This window comes from Rossellomorea vietnamensis (assembly GCF_025398035.1).
GTDB classification, from domain to species: domain Bacteria; phylum Bacillota; class Bacilli; order Bacillales; family Bacillaceae_B; genus Rossellomorea; species Rossellomorea vietnamensis_B.
Window position 1 is genome coordinate 1,135,908 of sequence record NZ_CP104558.1, and the last position, 14,907, is coordinate 1,150,814.

16 protein-coding genes are annotated in these 14,907 nt (G+C 43.4%); 3 read left to right on the plus strand and 13 right to left on the minus strand.

The features are described from left to right. Positions 1-8 precede the first annotated feature (8 nt). The 9 genes from N5C46_RS05845 to N5C46_RS05885 form a co-directional block, all read right to left on the minus strand. Positions 9-872 carry a DUF58 domain-containing protein gene (locus N5C46_RS05845; RefSeq protein WP_261751273.1) on the minus strand — a complete coding sequence of 288 codons (864 nt, stop codon included), beginning with the start codon at positions 870-872 and terminating at the stop codon, positions 9-11. After that, the gene (locus tag N5C46_RS05850) at positions 869-1,870 is read right to left on the minus strand and encodes an AAA family ATPase (protein WP_261751274.1); all 1,002 of its coding nucleotides are present in this window, start codon (positions 1,868-1,870) and stop codon (positions 869-871) included. The genes N5C46_RS05845 and N5C46_RS05850 overlap by 4 nt, the downstream gene beginning before the upstream one ends. A 5-nt stretch (positions 1,871-1,875) precedes the next feature. Further along, complete coding sequence (locus N5C46_RS05855) at positions 1,876-3,366, minus strand: DUF8809 domain-containing protein (RefSeq protein WP_261751275.1); 1,491 nt, start codon at positions 3,364-3,366, stop codon at positions 1,876-1,878. A 4-nt stretch (positions 3,367-3,370) separates the two neighbouring features. After that, positions 3,371-4,222 (minus strand): ABC transporter permease, encoded by an 852-nt coding sequence (locus N5C46_RS05860; RefSeq protein WP_261751276.1) that lies wholly within the window; start codon positions 4,220-4,222, stop codon positions 3,371-3,373. Next, complete coding sequence (locus N5C46_RS05865) at positions 4,219-5,154, minus strand: ABC transporter ATP-binding protein (protein WP_261751277.1); 936 nt, start codon at positions 5,152-5,154, stop codon at positions 4,219-4,221. Before N5C46_RS05865 ends, N5C46_RS05860 begins: the two co-directional genes overlap by 4 nt. Continuing rightward, entirely contained in the window at positions 5,151-7,550 is a 2,400-nt protein-coding gene (locus N5C46_RS05870) for a DUF8725 domain-containing protein (RefSeq protein WP_261751278.1), read from the minus strand. The genes N5C46_RS05865 and N5C46_RS05870 overlap by 4 nt, the downstream gene beginning before the upstream one ends. 236 nt (positions 7,551-7,786) lie before the next feature. Beyond that, entirely contained in the window at positions 7,787-8,905 is a 1,119-nt protein-coding gene (locus tag N5C46_RS05875) for an N-acetyldiaminopimelate deacetylase (RefSeq protein ID WP_261751279.1), read from the minus strand. Between the two features lie 114 nt (positions 8,906-9,019). After that, positions 9,020-9,727, minus strand: coding sequence for a 2,3,4,5-tetrahydropyridine-2,6-dicarboxylate N-acetyltransferase (gene dapD, locus N5C46_RS05880; protein ID WP_034756098.1), 708 nt, complete (start codon positions 9,725-9,727; stop codon positions 9,020-9,022). Between the two features lie 95 nt (positions 9,728-9,822). Next, entirely contained in the window at positions 9,823-10,701 is an 879-nt protein-coding gene (locus N5C46_RS05885; protein ID WP_261751280.1) for a transcriptional regulator CcpC, read from the minus strand. Positions 10,702-10,811: 110 nt separating this feature from the next. Here N5C46_RS05885 and N5C46_RS05890 point away from each other — a divergent pair, with 110 nt between their 5' ends. Further along, complete coding sequence (locus N5C46_RS05890; protein ID WP_261751281.1) at positions 10,812-11,537, plus strand: sulfite exporter TauE/SafE family protein; 726 nt, start codon at positions 10,812-10,814, stop codon at positions 11,535-11,537. Positions 11,538-11,665: 128 nt separating this feature from the next. Here the strand turns inward: N5C46_RS05890 and cbpB are convergent, their stop codons facing one another. Further along, positions 11,666-12,106, minus strand: coding sequence for a cyclic-di-AMP-binding protein CbpB (gene cbpB, locus N5C46_RS05895; RefSeq protein ID WP_034756107.1), 441 nt, complete (start codon positions 12,104-12,106; stop codon positions 11,666-11,668). Between the two features lie 135 nt (positions 12,107-12,241). Continuing rightward, a complete protein-coding gene (locus tag N5C46_RS05900; RefSeq protein WP_034756109.1) occupies positions 12,242-12,487 on the minus strand; it encodes a YkuJ family protein in 246 nt (81 codons plus the stop codon). Positions 12,488-12,643: 156 nt separating this feature from the next. On the opposite strand from N5C46_RS05900, the gene N5C46_RS05905 reads away from it, so the two are divergent. Both N5C46_RS05905 and N5C46_RS05910 read left to right on the plus strand, forming a co-directional pair. Continuing rightward, on the plus strand, positions 12,644-13,597 hold the full coding sequence (locus N5C46_RS05905; RefSeq protein WP_261751282.1) for an MBL fold metallo-hydrolase: 954 nt from the start codon (positions 12,644-12,646) through the stop codon (positions 13,595-13,597). After that, a complete protein-coding gene (locus tag N5C46_RS05910; RefSeq protein ID WP_261751283.1) occupies positions 13,594-13,827 on the plus strand; it encodes a glutaredoxin family protein in 234 nt (77 codons plus the stop codon). The genes N5C46_RS05905 and N5C46_RS05910 overlap by 4 nt, the downstream gene beginning before the upstream one ends. A 68-nt stretch (positions 13,828-13,895) precedes the next feature. On the opposite strand, the gene N5C46_RS05915 is transcribed toward N5C46_RS05910, so the two are convergent. Both N5C46_RS05915 and N5C46_RS05920 read right to left on the minus strand, forming a co-directional pair. Then, positions 13,896-14,399, minus strand: coding sequence for a DUF3993 domain-containing protein (locus N5C46_RS05915; RefSeq protein WP_261751284.1), 504 nt, complete (start codon positions 14,397-14,399; stop codon positions 13,896-13,898). Positions 14,400-14,610: 211 nt separating this feature from the next. Then, positions 14,611-14,850, minus strand: coding sequence for a hypothetical protein (locus N5C46_RS05920; protein ID WP_235576015.1), 240 nt, complete (start codon positions 14,848-14,850; stop codon positions 14,611-14,613). Positions 14,851-14,907 lie beyond the last annotated feature (57 nt).

Consider the following 14,907-nt stretch of genomic DNA (forward strand, 5'->3'; position numbering starts at 1 on the left):
CCATCACCTCAGCGAATCCATCCATTTTCTTTGAAATCCTTAAAGAATACTGTGTTCAATGGGGTCAGACAGGTTGTCCGGATATAGCCGAATCCCCACTTCTTGCACAATGACTCAATCATTGTATTGTGTTCCACTAAACGCTTCTGATATTGATCCACTACAGTCCGGTTCAATGTTACATTCACTTCCTGATGCTTTTCACTATCAATCAATTTCACATCACCCTCATAAGACGGTGAAAGCTCGTCCTCGTGTAACAGTTGAATGAAATAGGTCATTTCCCTTTTAATAGACAGCCTTTTAAGAGCATCCTCAATCCGCGAAATAGGTTCCATACCGTCAGAGATGATAAAGGAAATCGAGCGAGTGTTCCTGACGCGTTTTATCATTTCCCCATAAAACGAGCTGACTCCGGGACTTTCAGGTGAAAGCTGGCCAATATCAAAGAGAATGCTTTTTGCGTCCCGGGGCCCTTTCTTCATGAAAGTCTTTCGGGCCCCGACACAATGCAGGGTGAGTCGGTCGTCATTTGACAGGGCGAGGAAGGAAAGTGCTCCTGCCAACTCTTTTGCTCTCTTCCATTTTCTCTCTTCTGTTACCATGGAGTTGGTGCAATCAAGAAAAATATGAATCTTACATTCCCTCTCATCCAAATACCTTTTGATATAGACTTTTTCGGTCCTGGCATACACATTCCAATCGATTTGCCTGACATCATCACCAAGTTCATAGAGTTGATAATCGGAAAACTCAAGGGAGCTGCCCTGGTAGGTTGCCAGGCGGGAGCCTTTATGGTGACCCATTTTCAAGCTGGCACCGTTGATCCTGTGCCTTTTGAGCTGAGCTAAAAACTGGCTGTGAAAGTTCATAGATGATCACCCTTTTGAACAAAATCGATTAATTCACGTATAAGGTCATCGGTATGCACATTCGTGGCTTCCCCTTCGAAATTGAGGATGATCCGGTGTCTCAGAACGAGAGGGGCCACCCTTTTGATGTCTCCTGTTGACACATGGTATCTGCCTTGTGTCAACGCTCGGGCCTTTGCCATTAATATGACGTTCTGCAGCCCTCTGGGTCCACTCCCATACTCGACATATTGTTTGATTGCTCCGGTTGTTTTTTCACTGGCCGGGTGCGTGGCATCAATGAGGTCGATGGCGAAGTCAATCATTTCATCTGTTACGACAATTTCTTTCACAAGGGCCTGAATCGTCAGGAGCTCCCGTTGACTTAGCTTTTTCTCAAGGAAGACTTCCTCGGTTCCCGTTGTTCTCTTGATGATTTGTTTCAATTCTTGCTTAGAAGGATAGGAAACGAGTACTTTACTCATAAAACGGTCGACCTGTGCTTCGGGAAGAGGGTACGTCCCTTCAAGGTCGATGGGATTCTGAGTTGCCAGGACAAAAAAGGGCTTCTCTAACGTCATCGTGTCCCCGACCACGGTCACCGTATGCTCGGCCATGGCCTCGAGTAAGGCACTTTGGGTTTTGGGCGTTGAACGATTAATTTCATCGGCCAATACCAGGTGATGGAACAATGGACCTTCATGAAAGGTAAAAGGATGGTCATCATCACGGGCTTGTTTCATGACCATTGTGCCTGTTATATCCGTAGGCATCAGGTCGGGGGTGAATTGTATGCGGGAGAAACTGAGATCCATCACATCGGAAAGAGACCTTACGAGCATGGTTTTCCCTACCCCCGGCAGTCCTTCAAGGAGAGTATGTCCTCCCGCCAGGATGGTCCAAAGCACCGCTTCTACAATATCCCCTTGTCCGACAATGAATCTCTGAACCTCTGCTTTTACTTCCTCTATCTTCTTTGATGCTTCCTTGAACTGTTGCTCCTTTTCTTCTATGTTCATCCTTTTCACTCTCCTGGATCAATCTCACTAAAATACGATTCGATGATATGCTCTAGATCTTTAGGGATGGTGGTTCGATCCTTTCCGCTCCGATACGAGGAATAGTACTGTTGATACACTTCTTCATATGGCCTCAGAGACCCTTTTTGAACCGGCCCATTGGCCTGGAACTGATCTCCCTTCTTCCCATCACCCAGTTTTCCCGAATCAAGTTCTATACGACTTTCCCCGCCTGTTTTTTCAGGAACCGAGAGCCATTCCCTGTCCCCTTGTCCAAAGCCTGCCCCGGTTCCGTTTCCTTTGCCACTGCTGCCTTTCCCTTTGCCTGAACCCGTTCCTGCTCCTTGGCCACTTTGTCCGGAAGAGCTGGTCGCCCCGCTCCCTTTAGTAGAAGAAGCATTTTGTTTATTTGTTTCAGATCGGCTGTTGGATTGTTTGGATGAAGCCGCCTCTCCTTTCTGTTTAGAGGGCGTGTTTTGAGCTGTCTGCCCTTGATCAGTTGTCCTGCTTTTCCCGATTGCTTTGCCCAAGAGATCGGCTTCCTGCTGCAGCTCTTCCTGAAGGTTGGCTATTTCATTTAGTTGGTTGGACCCCTTCGATTCCTTCCATACATTCGCTAATTCTTCAACGGAGGCAATCCCCTGCTTTTCCATCGCGTCAAGCAACTGATTTTTCTGTTCCTCTGATAGTTGATTAACCTTTTGCTGAAGTTTATCACTGTCAGTCTCTTGAATGGCTGCTTTTATATAGGGAAAATCCAATCCATTCAACTCTTTCTTCACTTCCTGCAGCTTAGTCTTCTGTTTTTCCATCGTTTTCTTCTGAAGGGACAGTTCTTTCACTTTTTTGTTTATTTCTTCATAACGTTCTGCCGCGCTCTTCTGTCTTTTAAGCTGTTCGTTTTCTTTTAACAGCCTTTTTTTAATAGAGGCATTCTCTTTCTTATTTGCCTGTTTGGTTATTCTGCTGTTTGATTGGGCAATGATCTCCTTTTCCTTTTCCATTCGTTTCGCTTCATGAAAAGTGGCATCCCGTTGAGTGAAAATCAGCAGGGATAAGGAAACAAGGAGCGTGGTGGAAATCATCAACCTTGGCTGGATGATTCTTCTTCGGTACATGTTCATATCTGGAGGGGTTTCTCTCATCTTGACCAGTGCGTCCCGGATGATCAGCGGGGATAATACATGACCATTGTGAAGACTGCTATAAGCGGCTGTGACCCGATCATCCTCAACGAATCGATCATAAAACAGGGCACTTTCCTTCAAGCTTACCCTTCTGGGAAAAGATATCATCACTCCGGAAACGACAATGAAAAGGATCCCGATCCAAAGCATTCTATCCCAATTGGGGATGATGATGACTGATGCCAAAGTGATCAAGCACAGGGCAAATGCCCCTGCGAAAGCAAGCAGGAGCTGGAAGACATACCAAATTTGCCTGATCAAGAGCTTTTTTCTTAATTGTTTCAGTAATTGAAGAAATTTCGCTTCCATGTTCTCACCCTTTATTTGTGCTCTTCACCTTCATGCTCGGTCTCAGCTTCATAATGCTTAAAGACAGGGAAATCACTGCAACTATTGAATAGATCATCAGGAATGAGATCCACAACGGAAACGTGATCCCGCTGCGTGAATAAATTTCATCAATCGCCATCGGTTCAAAATGCCCCATGATGACAATGGCAGGATTGAACATGGCGATGAGATAAGGAACAGGAGTGGTCTGATTCTGATATGGGCCGTTACCGATTGCCATGGAAAGCATAAAGAGAAACAACGTCCCCCCTACCAGAAATAGAACCGTCGCATAGGTCGTTACCATGGACACAATCGTTTTCCTTATGACCGTTGAATAAAACACGCCGATCGAACCAAATGTAAAGACGAGAAATAAACTATATCCAAACACAGTGAGTAAATCAGAAGGAGATACGCCTCCGAATAAGAAAACAAAGCTGTATAAAGGCAAGCTTGATATCACAAGTAATAACAAATACGAAACGGATGAAACAAGCTTGCTCAAAATGATGCTCATGGAGCTTTGTTCTGTCGTCAGCAGCATGCTTAACGTCTGTTTCTCTCTTTCACCGCTGATGACGCCTCCCGTTAAACCCGGGGTGATGAATAATACGAGAGCAAGCTGCAAGAATGAGAGAATCATAAACATCACCCTGCTCTCTTCCGGGCGAAAATAGCCCGTATTGGAAAATCTGGTTTGCATATAAATGAAGCCGATCACCACGATCCCTACGGCAATCAGGTAGCATAACATTCCGATGAACGCTTTAAATGAACGGAAGCGAAGCTTGAATTCTTTATTCAACATGGGATTGATGAGTAATTGTTTCATGAAAGGGTCACTCCTTTGGTGATTTCCATAAAGACATCCTCGAGGTTCGTCTCTGTTTCTTTGAAACTCAGGATGGGAATATCATTCAGAATGGCTTTTCTGAGTAATTCCGTTTGTCCGGTCTCATCCCCTTTATAGAGAAATTGAAGAGTTCTGTCCTCTTCATTCACTTCGATCTTCGACACAAACGGATCATCTTCAAAAAATGCAACGGCACTTTCTACTAATCCCCTCACCTTCACCACGATCAACTTATCTGCCTGAAGTTGAAATTGGATATCCGCAACAGAACCGTGGGCCACAAGCCTTCCATTATCGATGACCCCGATTTCATCACACATTTCTGCGAGCTCAGGAAGGATATGGGACGAGATCAAGATTGTTTTACCCATTTTCTTCAATTCCTTCAATATTTCTCTCATCTCGATTCTTGCCCTCGGATCCAATCCCGAAGCCGGTTCATCCAGTATGAGAACCTCCGGATCATGGATGAGGCACCTGGCTAAACACAGTCGCTGCTTCATCCCCCTTGATAACAGGTCCACATAGGAATCTTTCTTATGTGTAAGATTCACCAATTCCAACAGCTGAGGGATGAGCTTTTTTCTCTGGTCAGCCGGGATTTTATAGCTTGCACCATAGTAATCAAGATACTCTTCCGCTTTCAATTGATCATACACACCGAAGAAGTCGGGCATATAACCAATTTGTCTCCGGACCAATTTAGGCTCTTTACTAATATTGAATCCATTCACTGTGGCCGTTCCGGTCGTAGGAGCCAAAAGGGTGGCCAGTATGGAAAATGTCGTGGACTTGCCTGCCCCGTTCTGACCGACAAACCCAAATACGGTCCCTTTATCAATGGATAAGTTCAGGTCGTCAAGTGCCAGAAATGACCCATAACGTTTGGATAAGTTGTGGATTTCGATCATGGTTGTACCTCCCCTTTCAATACAATGGCAGGAAGACGAACGAAAGGATCCCCTTGAGAGCGCTTTTCAAACTCAAAAACGATTTCCCCATTGCCATTCAAATAGTTGTTCATATTCTCATTCACTTCTATCGCTCCTGCAGATGTCTCTTCAAGAGGGATCTTTTCGCCTGTATAGGGCTCTACAAGTGAGAACTTCAGGACCCCTCCCGTATGAAGCGTCATATTTAAAGAATGAAGAGCGACCTTTGACAAATCGATTTGTTTAGGAAGTTGAATGGTCATTTCATACGTTCCATCTTCTAGGCCCATTTCATCTGCACCATTATGGGAATAATGCTCGATGATTTGCCCATTAACAGGCTTGACATCAGGGTCCAGCTGCTCACTCCGAAGCGTAAAAGCTCCCTTATAAGTGCCTAGAGAAGGAAAATGCTGATAAAGCAACGAGAAATTATCCGATTTCGATTTTTTATTCTTAATGCTCATATCGAAAACCTCAGCTTCCGTATATCCAAAAATGACGGGTGAATTCGGTTCATTATCGGAAGAAATCATTTGTGAGGCGAAGTTTTCCAAGCGTTCCTTCTTCTGCTGTTTCATGCTTTGTTGATTCGGGAACGGTGCCGACATATTGGGATTACCGATCGGCGATGATAGATAGTCAGTCGAAAGCTTCTTATCGACACTAAGTGTTTCCCCTGCCTTTACTTCACCCACCCGGTAAATCCGGGATCCCGACCAAATATATACATCGGTGAAATCGTAAGGGAAATCATTTTGAATCGTACCTGAAATCGTCTTATCCTTCATATTTAATTCCGGGATGAATTTCCCCAGATCCTCTTTTTCGCCGGTGCCCAAAACGGTTCTCGTCGACCAGTACTCGACATCCCTGAACGTGATCGTTCTTTGATCTTTGTTCAGTTCCTCAACGGCGAATTTATACTGATTGCCTCCACCCGGATTATTTCTCATCCTTGCCGGTGTAAGCTCCAATTGATTTCTGTCAGAAACAAAGTCGTAGTCCCCCCCTGTGTTGGAAAGAGCTGTGAATGCTGCAATCCCATGGGCACTCCCATCATCCTCCACCTTCAAGATGTTCATTTGATTCAAATGAGGCTTTGAGATTCTGTCTTTGGCACCTGTTATAAATATACCCGATGAGACAAGGATCGATATGGCAGGGATGATCCACCATGCCTGTTCACGTTTATCCATTTTCCTTAATAGGAAATAAAGAAGCGGCACGATGATGACCAAGTATACGATCAGGATGATGACTAATGTGCTTACTTTAAAATTTGTCGATGGGAAGAGTTCGTTACTATCTGCCACTTCATAATAAATTCTCTCAAGAAAACTTTGGTCACCATTGTTCTGGCCCAATAAAAAATAGGGTTCTGTTTTAGAAAGCATGTATGCAAACCACTCATCATAGTCTTCCCATTCGTTCAAAGCAGGATCACCCAATGAAAAAGACGTTTGCCACACTTCCCCAAGACCTCTTGCGCTCTTTGCAACTATTGGGATATCCCCTTGTTCGGCCACTACTTCCCCTTCTTGCTTCACTTCCCCTTCAAAGACGGTTAAGGAGCTGAATGAAGCCTTGATGTTTTTCTTAACATTAAAGGATGACGTATCGGAAAGGGTCGCTTCTTCCTGCTGTGATAGAGGAGCCATATCAGCTACTGACCCAAGTGTATCTCTTAGATGAGGGACAGCCCCGATAAATAGGACCCCTCCATTTTGAACCCAGCTCTTCAGAACCCCCTGTTGTTCCTGACTGAGTCCCGTTACGTTGAATTGATCTAAGACGATATAATCAAACATCTGAAGACCGCCCTGTTCCTCAGGAAATGTATCCTTTGAGAGTGTCAACGCCTCTACCCTGTTCCCTCCCATGGTCGAGCCCTTGATCCCTTTCAATCGATCAGGATTCTCACTTAATAATCCAATGGTCGTATTATTGGTATAAATGAAATTAGGTGTTAAGCGTTTATCCCCTTTGAATGTCACTTCTTTCCCATTTTCCCATGACCCCTCGAACAAATGGATGGTTTGAAGATTTGAATTATGTCTGATTTCATCATTGAAACCTGGAATGGAAAATGTGTATGTACGTTCGGAGTTGGCAGGAACATCAATGGATAATGCCCTCGCTCCCCCTGTTTGATAGGATGGCGCATAATCAAACAAAAGGTCTCCTTTAAAATCGGAACCTGTATTTTCTACGGTGACTTTAAGAGGAAACCCCCGGCCTTCCTTTACTTTTCCGTCGATTCCTTCTTCCACTGAAATTTTTATTTGTCCTTTTGCCAGTGTTGTGTCCTCTATGAACAGGAACATCAGTATGCCTAAACACACAACGAATAATACTTTTCCCCACCTTTTCACATGCATTCCCCTTTCTCTTTCTCTTTCTCTCTAAAACATAGACGAAATGTAACAGGAAAAAGTTTCTTTTTTTATTTTTTCCTTAATTACCCAACTTCCACAAGTGTAATTTTACACTATTTTTACATATTCGCAAGACTGTTTTTGAAATGAATGAAGAGTATTTTCGTTTATTCCGGTCAAAATCAAAAAAAATCACGGAACGTATCCTGGATACGTCCCGTGATTAAGAGAGGTTATTTTAATGAACCGATATAATCCGTTAGAAGAGTGATGGCAAAGTCAATGGCATCTTCGTTCGGGTTTAATTTAGAATGATGGAGGCCGTATGGGGAGTCGACACCAAGCCAGAACATAAAGCCGGGTATTTCCTCAAGCATATAACCGAAGTCTTCCCCAGTCATCGCTTCTTTGCAGATGACAAGGTCCCTATTGGTTTCCCGCAGGAAAGACATAAAGTGATTTGTCCACTTGGGATCATTAAAAACCTGCCGGTACATGCTGCCATAACTCACTTCGATTTCACAGTCATAACTGATTCTCATTCCTTCGATCAAGGCTTCCAAGCGCTCTTTCACACTCTGCATCGACTGTGGTGAGAGGGTACGGATGGTCCCTTCCAATCGTGCCGTTTCTGCAATGATATTCTGGACCGTACCACTTTCCATTTTTCCGACTGTGATGACCGCACTGTCTAAAGGGTCAACGTTCCTTGAGACTATTGACTGCATTTGGGTGACAAAGGAGGAAGCCGTGACAATCATATCCTTTGTATGATGGGGGTAGGCGGCATGTCCACCCTTCCCTTTAAAGTCTATGAATAGTTCAGACGTATTGGCAAACAGCAGTCCCTCTTTAACGGCAACCGTCCCCACTTCGTATTCCGGGGCAATGTGCAGGGCAAATATACAATCCGGCATCCACTCCTTCATGATTTCACTTTGGAGCATCGGCTCCGCCCCGCCCGGCCCTTCCTCTGCCGGTTGGAAAATGAAGAGAAGGTCATCTTCGATTGGGTGGTGAACAAAATAGGTGAGGACCCCCAACTCGATCGTCATGTGAAAATCATGTCCACAGGCATGCATCTTCCCTTCATGTGAAGAAGGGAATTCAAGCTCCGTTTCCTCCTGGATCGGCAGGCCGTCGATGTCCCCACGGTACCCGATCACCCTCGTTGGCCTTGTTCCGTGAACCTTAACAAAAAGGCCCGTTTTCCAAGTCTTGATCTCTAATCGTTCAGCAGGGAGAGTGCTAATATAATTCAGTAAGTATGCTTGCGTTTTAAACTCTTGAAACCCAAGTTCAGGAATTTGATGAAGATCTCTCCTGATCGCCTTAAAGTCTACTGTTGACATGGGTATCCTCCTTTAAGGGAAAACTAGAATGATGGATCGGGAAAACTGGAATCTACAAGAAAAGAACAGACGATGACCGTCCGTTCTTTCTTCTATCTTCTATGATCGAATGGATTACAGTTGACGTAATTCTTGTTTGATTTCTGTCTTTGATTTTGTTTTGTCATCGATATCTTTCAACTTCTTCGCAGGGGTACCGGCAACAACCGTGTATGGGGCAACATCGTCCACGACAATCGCTCCGGCTGCCACAACAGCCCCTTTACCGACCGTTACACCTTCGAGGACCACGGCATTGGCACCAATGACGACATCGTCTTCAATAACCACGGGCTTAGCAGATGGCGGTTCAATGACTCCTGCAAGCACAGCACCTGCTCCGATATGACAATTCTTACCTACCGTTGCACGTCCACCGAGTACAACATTCATATCAATCATGGTTCCTGCTCCTACTACAGAACCAATATTGATCATGGCCCCCATCATGATGACAGCATTGTCACCGATTTCGACCTGGTCGCGAATAACGGCACCCGGTTCGATACGGGCTTTTACGCCTTTAAGGTCCAGAAGAGGAATCGCAGAATTTCGGCGGTCATTTTCCACTACATAGTCTTCAATTTTATCTTTATTCTCTTCAAGAATAGTAGAAAGCTCACTCCACTCTCCGAAAACAACCCCTGATGTCCCTTGAAGGAACGTTTGGGCAGAACCGAAGTTGATCCCATCCAGATCACCTTTCACATAAACCTTTACTGGAGTCGATTTAGTACTATTTTGAATAAAAGAAATAATTTCGTTTGCATCCATCATGTTCATGAAAATTCCCTCCGTAATTATGTATAAATTCAGAATTCGTTTCTTGAATTACTTTATCAGATTAAAGGGTGGAAGACAACCCATATTGTTGAATCCTATGAGTTTTCATGGATGAATTCGTTTACAACTTCTAGAAATGCTTCCACCTGTCGTAATTGAAAGGCAGACTCGTAACCAAGTAACCATGTATCACGGTGAATGAGTGAATCGTGCTCATCGATGAGGGGGATTTTATAAATATTTTCTTCCATGCCGTCCAACGTGATGGCTGGCAGTATGGCGTAGCCGATCCCGTTTAGAGTCATCTGCTTACATGTTTCAATTTGGTCTACCACGATCGTCCGCTTTGGGGTGGTCTGGAATTGACGATGCCACCAATCTTGAATTTCCTGATAATAATTCGAATCACTTTTAAACTGGATAAAGGGACGATCCGTTTTCATGACTTCATCGATGGACTGGATCTCTCTATCGACCAAGTACAGGGTATCCTGAAATAAATGGTGTTTCGGCCCTTTCCAGTCCGGAGTCCCCCTGATGATCCCTATATGCACTTCGTCTTCATAAATGGCTTTAAGAATTTCACTGCTCCATCCTGTCATCAAAGAAATCTTGGCATGTGGATAGGTCTCCACAAAACGCTTAAGAACCTTCGGAAGCCAATTTTGCCCTACAATCGAGGCACAGGCGATCTTCAACGTTCCGTGCACTTCAGACTCAAGGGCCTGAATACGTTCCCTCACACTCTCTTCCTTCTGCAGCATCTCATCTGCAAGATTCACGACAAGTTCTCCGGCCGGTGTCAGTGAAAGGCCTTTTTGGGATCGGATAAATAATTTCGTCCCCCATTCCTTCTCAATCGTCTGCAGTCTCTGGGACAATGCAGGCTGAGATACAAATAACCGTTCAGCAGCTTTCCTCATATTCATTTCCTGGGCAAGTACATGGAGCAGCTGATATTCCGAAAATGCCATTGTGTTCACCTACATAAGTTTTTCTTATATTATATCTTAACTTTTATAAAATTTCATTATTAGCTGAAGTCGAATACACTGAGAGTAGATAGAAAAGAGGTGTGGTACGAATGGAAGTGATATTGTTTTTCACTGGTTTGATTGTAGCTCTTATCGGAACGCTTGCCGGAAGCGGCGGCCTGATCGGTATGCCAGTCATGCTCCTTTTGGGGTTACCGATTCATACCGCGATTGCAACGGCTAAATTTTCGAATATCATCAGTTCTTTTTCGAGTTTCATTTACCTGGTGCGGGATCGGAAAATCACATGGAAGGAATCTTTGCCCATCCTTCCCATAGCGCTGGCCGGGGGGCTGTCTGGGGCCTTTCTATCGGATAAAATATCCCCGTCCCTCCTTGAATGGATGGCTTTTTTCTTCCTTCTCCTTGCTCTGGCATTAAGCCTACTGAAGGGATTCCAGCCAAAGGAAAGGAAAAAGACACATTACAGGGTGTACGGGCTTCTGTATTTCATCAGTACGTACGACGGATTGTTCGGACCAGGGCAGGCTACGATGCTCATGTACACACATTTATTTCATGGACTGTCTTATATAAAATCAATGGCCCTTACCCGTTTTCAAACCTTTGTCAGTTGTTTAGGGGCATTCACGGTCTATTTTCAAAATGGTCACGTCGAATGGGGTGCAGCCGTCCCGTTTGCACTTGGGGCCCTCTTAGGAGCTCAGTTGGCAGTAAGACTGGCATCAAGGCTTTCTATGAAATATCTCAAGATACTATTAAACATTTTGACATTCATTCTAATCCTGCAGCTCGGCAAGAATCTTTTCTTTTAAGAAGATCCATGGAACTAAAAATAGTGAAGCAATCCGTAACTCTTTTATCTTACCTAATGAAAGAACAAAGAGGATGACAAGTGTGCCATCCTCTACCATTTTCCCTGTATGTAACTGCCCTTGAGGGTTTAATCCCTTTTAAACAGCTGTCGTTGAAGTTGCTTTAATACAACTCTTCTTGTCATGATTCCTTCAAAATAGCCATCGTCGGACACAACGCATAAGAATGGGTGGTCGACTAATAATTCTAAAGCCTTCTTGAAATCTGCTTGTAAAGAGATGATTGGAAAATCTGTTGTCATGACTTCCTCTACCTTTTTCTCTTCAAGTTTTTCAAACTCAAAACGTTCGAGACCGAGAATCGAATCGGTAATTAAACTTGAACTGATCAACCCCTGAAAACGGAATGTTGGATCAAGGACAGGGATGGCTGAGTAACCGCTCTTTGTGAGTAATAGTAACGCATGTTCCAGGGAATTTCCCACTTGAACGTGAGCCACCTTCTCAGAAGGAATAATGAAATCCTTAATATTCGTTTCTAATAACTCCTTGCTACTCAATGAAATCATGTATAACCCCTCATTTAATCAATAAGAATTTGCGTGACGCTTACTTCCCATTTTAACATACTGGAAGAAAAATGTATGTTAAAACAATCGGTTTAAAGACTAAAAAAGATAACCGTATGGTTACCTTTTGATTGTTTAATCTTGTTGGGCTTCCTGAAGAAGTTCGAAGATTTCAATGGCTGTAATGTCTATGTTATCAAAAGGAAAGCTGTTTCCTTTTTCATTCATGACTTCAATTTCGAATGTATCCTGTTTGGGAAGATACTTCACCTCACAGATTTTCTTACCATTGTATTCAAAAAATCGTTGTTGAGTTTCCCCTTGTTCACCTTGTTCTTGTAATGATTTTAATCTTTGTATAATTCCAAGAAGCTGAGACATAATCACTCTCTCCTTTCCTGTTCTAATTCTTGGTCATAGCTTTTGCATTGTACCAGATTCTATCCTGTGAAATCTAATGTTTTGTCCTTTTTCTACATAAATTCCTTTATAATGAAAGGTGACTATTATCTTCCCTCACTGAAAGGATGGATTTCGATGAGTATTTACCGTATAGATTCCCGTATATCATTAGTTGATCTAATGGATTTATCCTTAAAGGAACGCACAGGCAGTTATATCATAAACGAAGAGGCGCTGACCATAATCGAAACATCCGCCAGCCCTTCAATCCCTCATCTAAAAAAAGGTCTCTCTAAGTTAAACATTAATCTTGAAGATATTCAATACATAATTTTAACCCATATCCATCTTGATCATGCTGGAGGAGCAGGTCTTTTTCTAAAAGAGTGCCCAAACGCGAGTATTATCGTCCACCCGAAAGGAAGGCGTCATCTCATCGATCCCACCCGTTTGATTGCAGGAGCAAGAGCGGTTTATGGTGAAAAATTCGATGAACTATTCGACCCGATTGCACCGATTCCTGAAGAGAGGATCCTGGTGATGGATCATGGAGAAAAACTGGGTCTCAGTGATACGTGTACGCTGACGTTCTATCATACCCCTGGACATGCAGAACATCACCTCAGTATCTTTGATTCCGCTTCAAAAGGGATGTTCACCGGCGACACATGTGGAATTCAATACACCATAGGATCGAAGCGGTTTTATTTCCCTTCCACTTCACCCAATCAATTTGATCCTGAAAAAATGAAGACTTCCATCCACCTTTATAGAAGCCTTCCTCTCGACCGGTTGTATTTTGGCCATTACGGGGTAAGCGAGGAAGTCTCTTTTGCCCTTACAGAAGTAGAAAAGTGGTTGGATCTTTTTCTAAAAAAGAGTGAGGAACAGTATTCTTCACATGTTACAATAGAGGAGAATGTAAGGACCATCACCTCAGCTCTGATTGACCTGACAGGAAGAGAATTGGTCCAAAAAGGGATTGATCCAAAGAACCCTATTTTCTCATTGTTGGAGTTGGATATGAACGTTTCTGCAATGGGAATCGTAGATTATTTCATAAAACAAAAAGGAGACCGTTCATCATGAAGGAAGTCACACTATATTCACAACCAGAATGTCCACCCTGCGAAGTGGTCAAAATGTTCTTGAAAGAACATCATGTGAATTATAAAGAAATCAACATAAAAAAAGACGCGCAAGCAAGAAACTATCTTATCAATCAATTGCAGTGTTACTCCACTCCCACCGTCACCATTGATTCGGAAGTCATTTCAGGCTTCAACCTGGAAGCCCTGTCTGCTGCCTTAAACAAATAACCCCTATACTAAAAAGGTGGCCCGGAGATGCTCTCATCCTCTAAGCATCTCCGGGCCACCTTAGCCTATTAGTGTGATGGTTGAACGGATTCCGGTAATTCATACGTGATCGAGGAAACCTTCCATGTTCCTTCTTCTTCACTCAACACCACGGCTTCGATGCCGTTCGTGCTGGAAACCGGCCCCTCCTCATCTTCTGTCCTTTCTTCCCAGACATACCATTTTCCATCTATGTATCGTACCCTCGTGGAATCATCATAATGAAAATATGGTACATAGTGAGAGGCGAAATCAGAGCCGAATGTGATGTACCCCCCGTCTACCTCATATACGTTTTCATTCATAAAGCCTGCTGTAAGACTATGTGTAAGATACTTTGACAGTTTCTCCTCAATCTGATTCTTGGATTGTGGTTTTTCACTCAAGGATACTTGAGTTTGAAAGGCTTCCTTAACAAGGGATAAGGCATTTTCCTTTGTGAACGTGGATGCCTGTATTTGCCCCGCTTGTCCACAAGCTGCTGTTACTAGGACTAAAATGAAAAATAATAGCGATAATTTTTTCTTCCGCACGTATATTCACTCCTATTTCTATAGATGAGATTATTGTAGCAATGGAAAAATGTCGATAGGATACCATTTCTTCGTTAAATCATAACAATGACTGACATATTTTTTGGTTTGACTGTAAAATTCCCCCTGTCAGTGGCGCTTAAACACGTTTTATGGTGGAACATTTAACCAAAAAAGGATGCCGCATGATCTTCATGCGGCATCCTTTTTATTATGATAAATAACGTATCGACCAATAAATGATGAATAATGTTATCAGAATGGTCCCAATCAGGATGGATAAAAACACGGGATTACGGATGAACGGGTGCTCTTTTACGACGTCGGGAATGTCTGTGTCAAAGTCACCCTTCAACCGTTTTTCCTGCCCCGCCAGTCTAAAGGTATACACAAGTGAATAACCAGCAAGCGCCAAAACAATCAACGCAAGCACAATCATAAATATACTCAATATAGCCCCTCCTTACAAAATGTCCTTTAGAATAATTTGTCCCAACAAGAGGTGGCT

Bases quoted from the DNA above. Each gene is read 5' to 3' on its own strand.
- N5C46_RS05855 (WP_261751275.1), bottom strand. From the start codon at position 3,366: ATGGAAGCGAAATTTCTTCAATTACTGAAACAATTAAGAAAAAAGCTC.
- N5C46_RS05910 (WP_261751283.1), top strand. From the start codon at position 13,594: ATGAAGGAAGTCACACTATATTCACAACCAGAATGTCCACCCTGCGAA.
- N5C46_RS05885 (WP_261751280.1), bottom strand. From the start codon at position 10,701: ATGGCATTTTCGGAATATCAGCTGCTCCATGTACTTGCCCAGGAAATG.
- N5C46_RS05865 (WP_261751277.1), bottom strand. From the start codon at position 5,154: ATGATCGAAATCCACAACTTATCCAAACGTTATGGGTCATTTCTGGCA.
- N5C46_RS05900 (WP_034756109.1), bottom strand. From the start codon at position 12,487: ATGTCTCAGCTTCTTGGAATTATACAAAGATTAAAATCATTACAAGAA.
- N5C46_RS05875 (WP_261751279.1), bottom strand. From the start codon at position 8,905: ATGTCAACAGTAGACTTTAAGGCGATCAGGAGAGATCTTCATCAAATT.
- N5C46_RS05845 (WP_261751273.1), bottom strand. From the start codon at position 872: ATGAACTTTCACAGCCAGTTTTTAGCTCAGCTCAAAAGGCACAGGATC.
- N5C46_RS05905 (WP_261751282.1), top strand. From the start codon at position 12,644: ATGAGTATTTACCGTATAGATTCCCGTATATCATTAGTTGATCTAATG.
- N5C46_RS05860 (WP_261751276.1), bottom strand. From the start codon at position 4,222: ATGAAACAATTACTCATCAATCCCATGTTGAATAAAGAATTCAAGCTT.
- dapD (WP_034756098.1), bottom strand. From the start codon at position 9,727: ATGAACATGATGGATGCAAACGAAATTATTTCTTTTATTCAAAATAGT.
- N5C46_RS05890 (WP_261751281.1), top strand. From the start codon at position 10,812: ATGGAAGTGATATTGTTTTTCACTGGTTTGATTGTAGCTCTTATCGGA.
- N5C46_RS05850 (WP_261751274.1), bottom strand. From the start codon at position 1,870: ATGAACATAGAAGAAAAGGAGCAACAGTTCAAGGAAGCATCAAAGAAG.
- cbpB (WP_034756107.1), bottom strand. From the start codon at position 12,106: ATGATTTCATTGAGTAGCAAGGAGTTATTAGAAACGAATATTAAGGAT.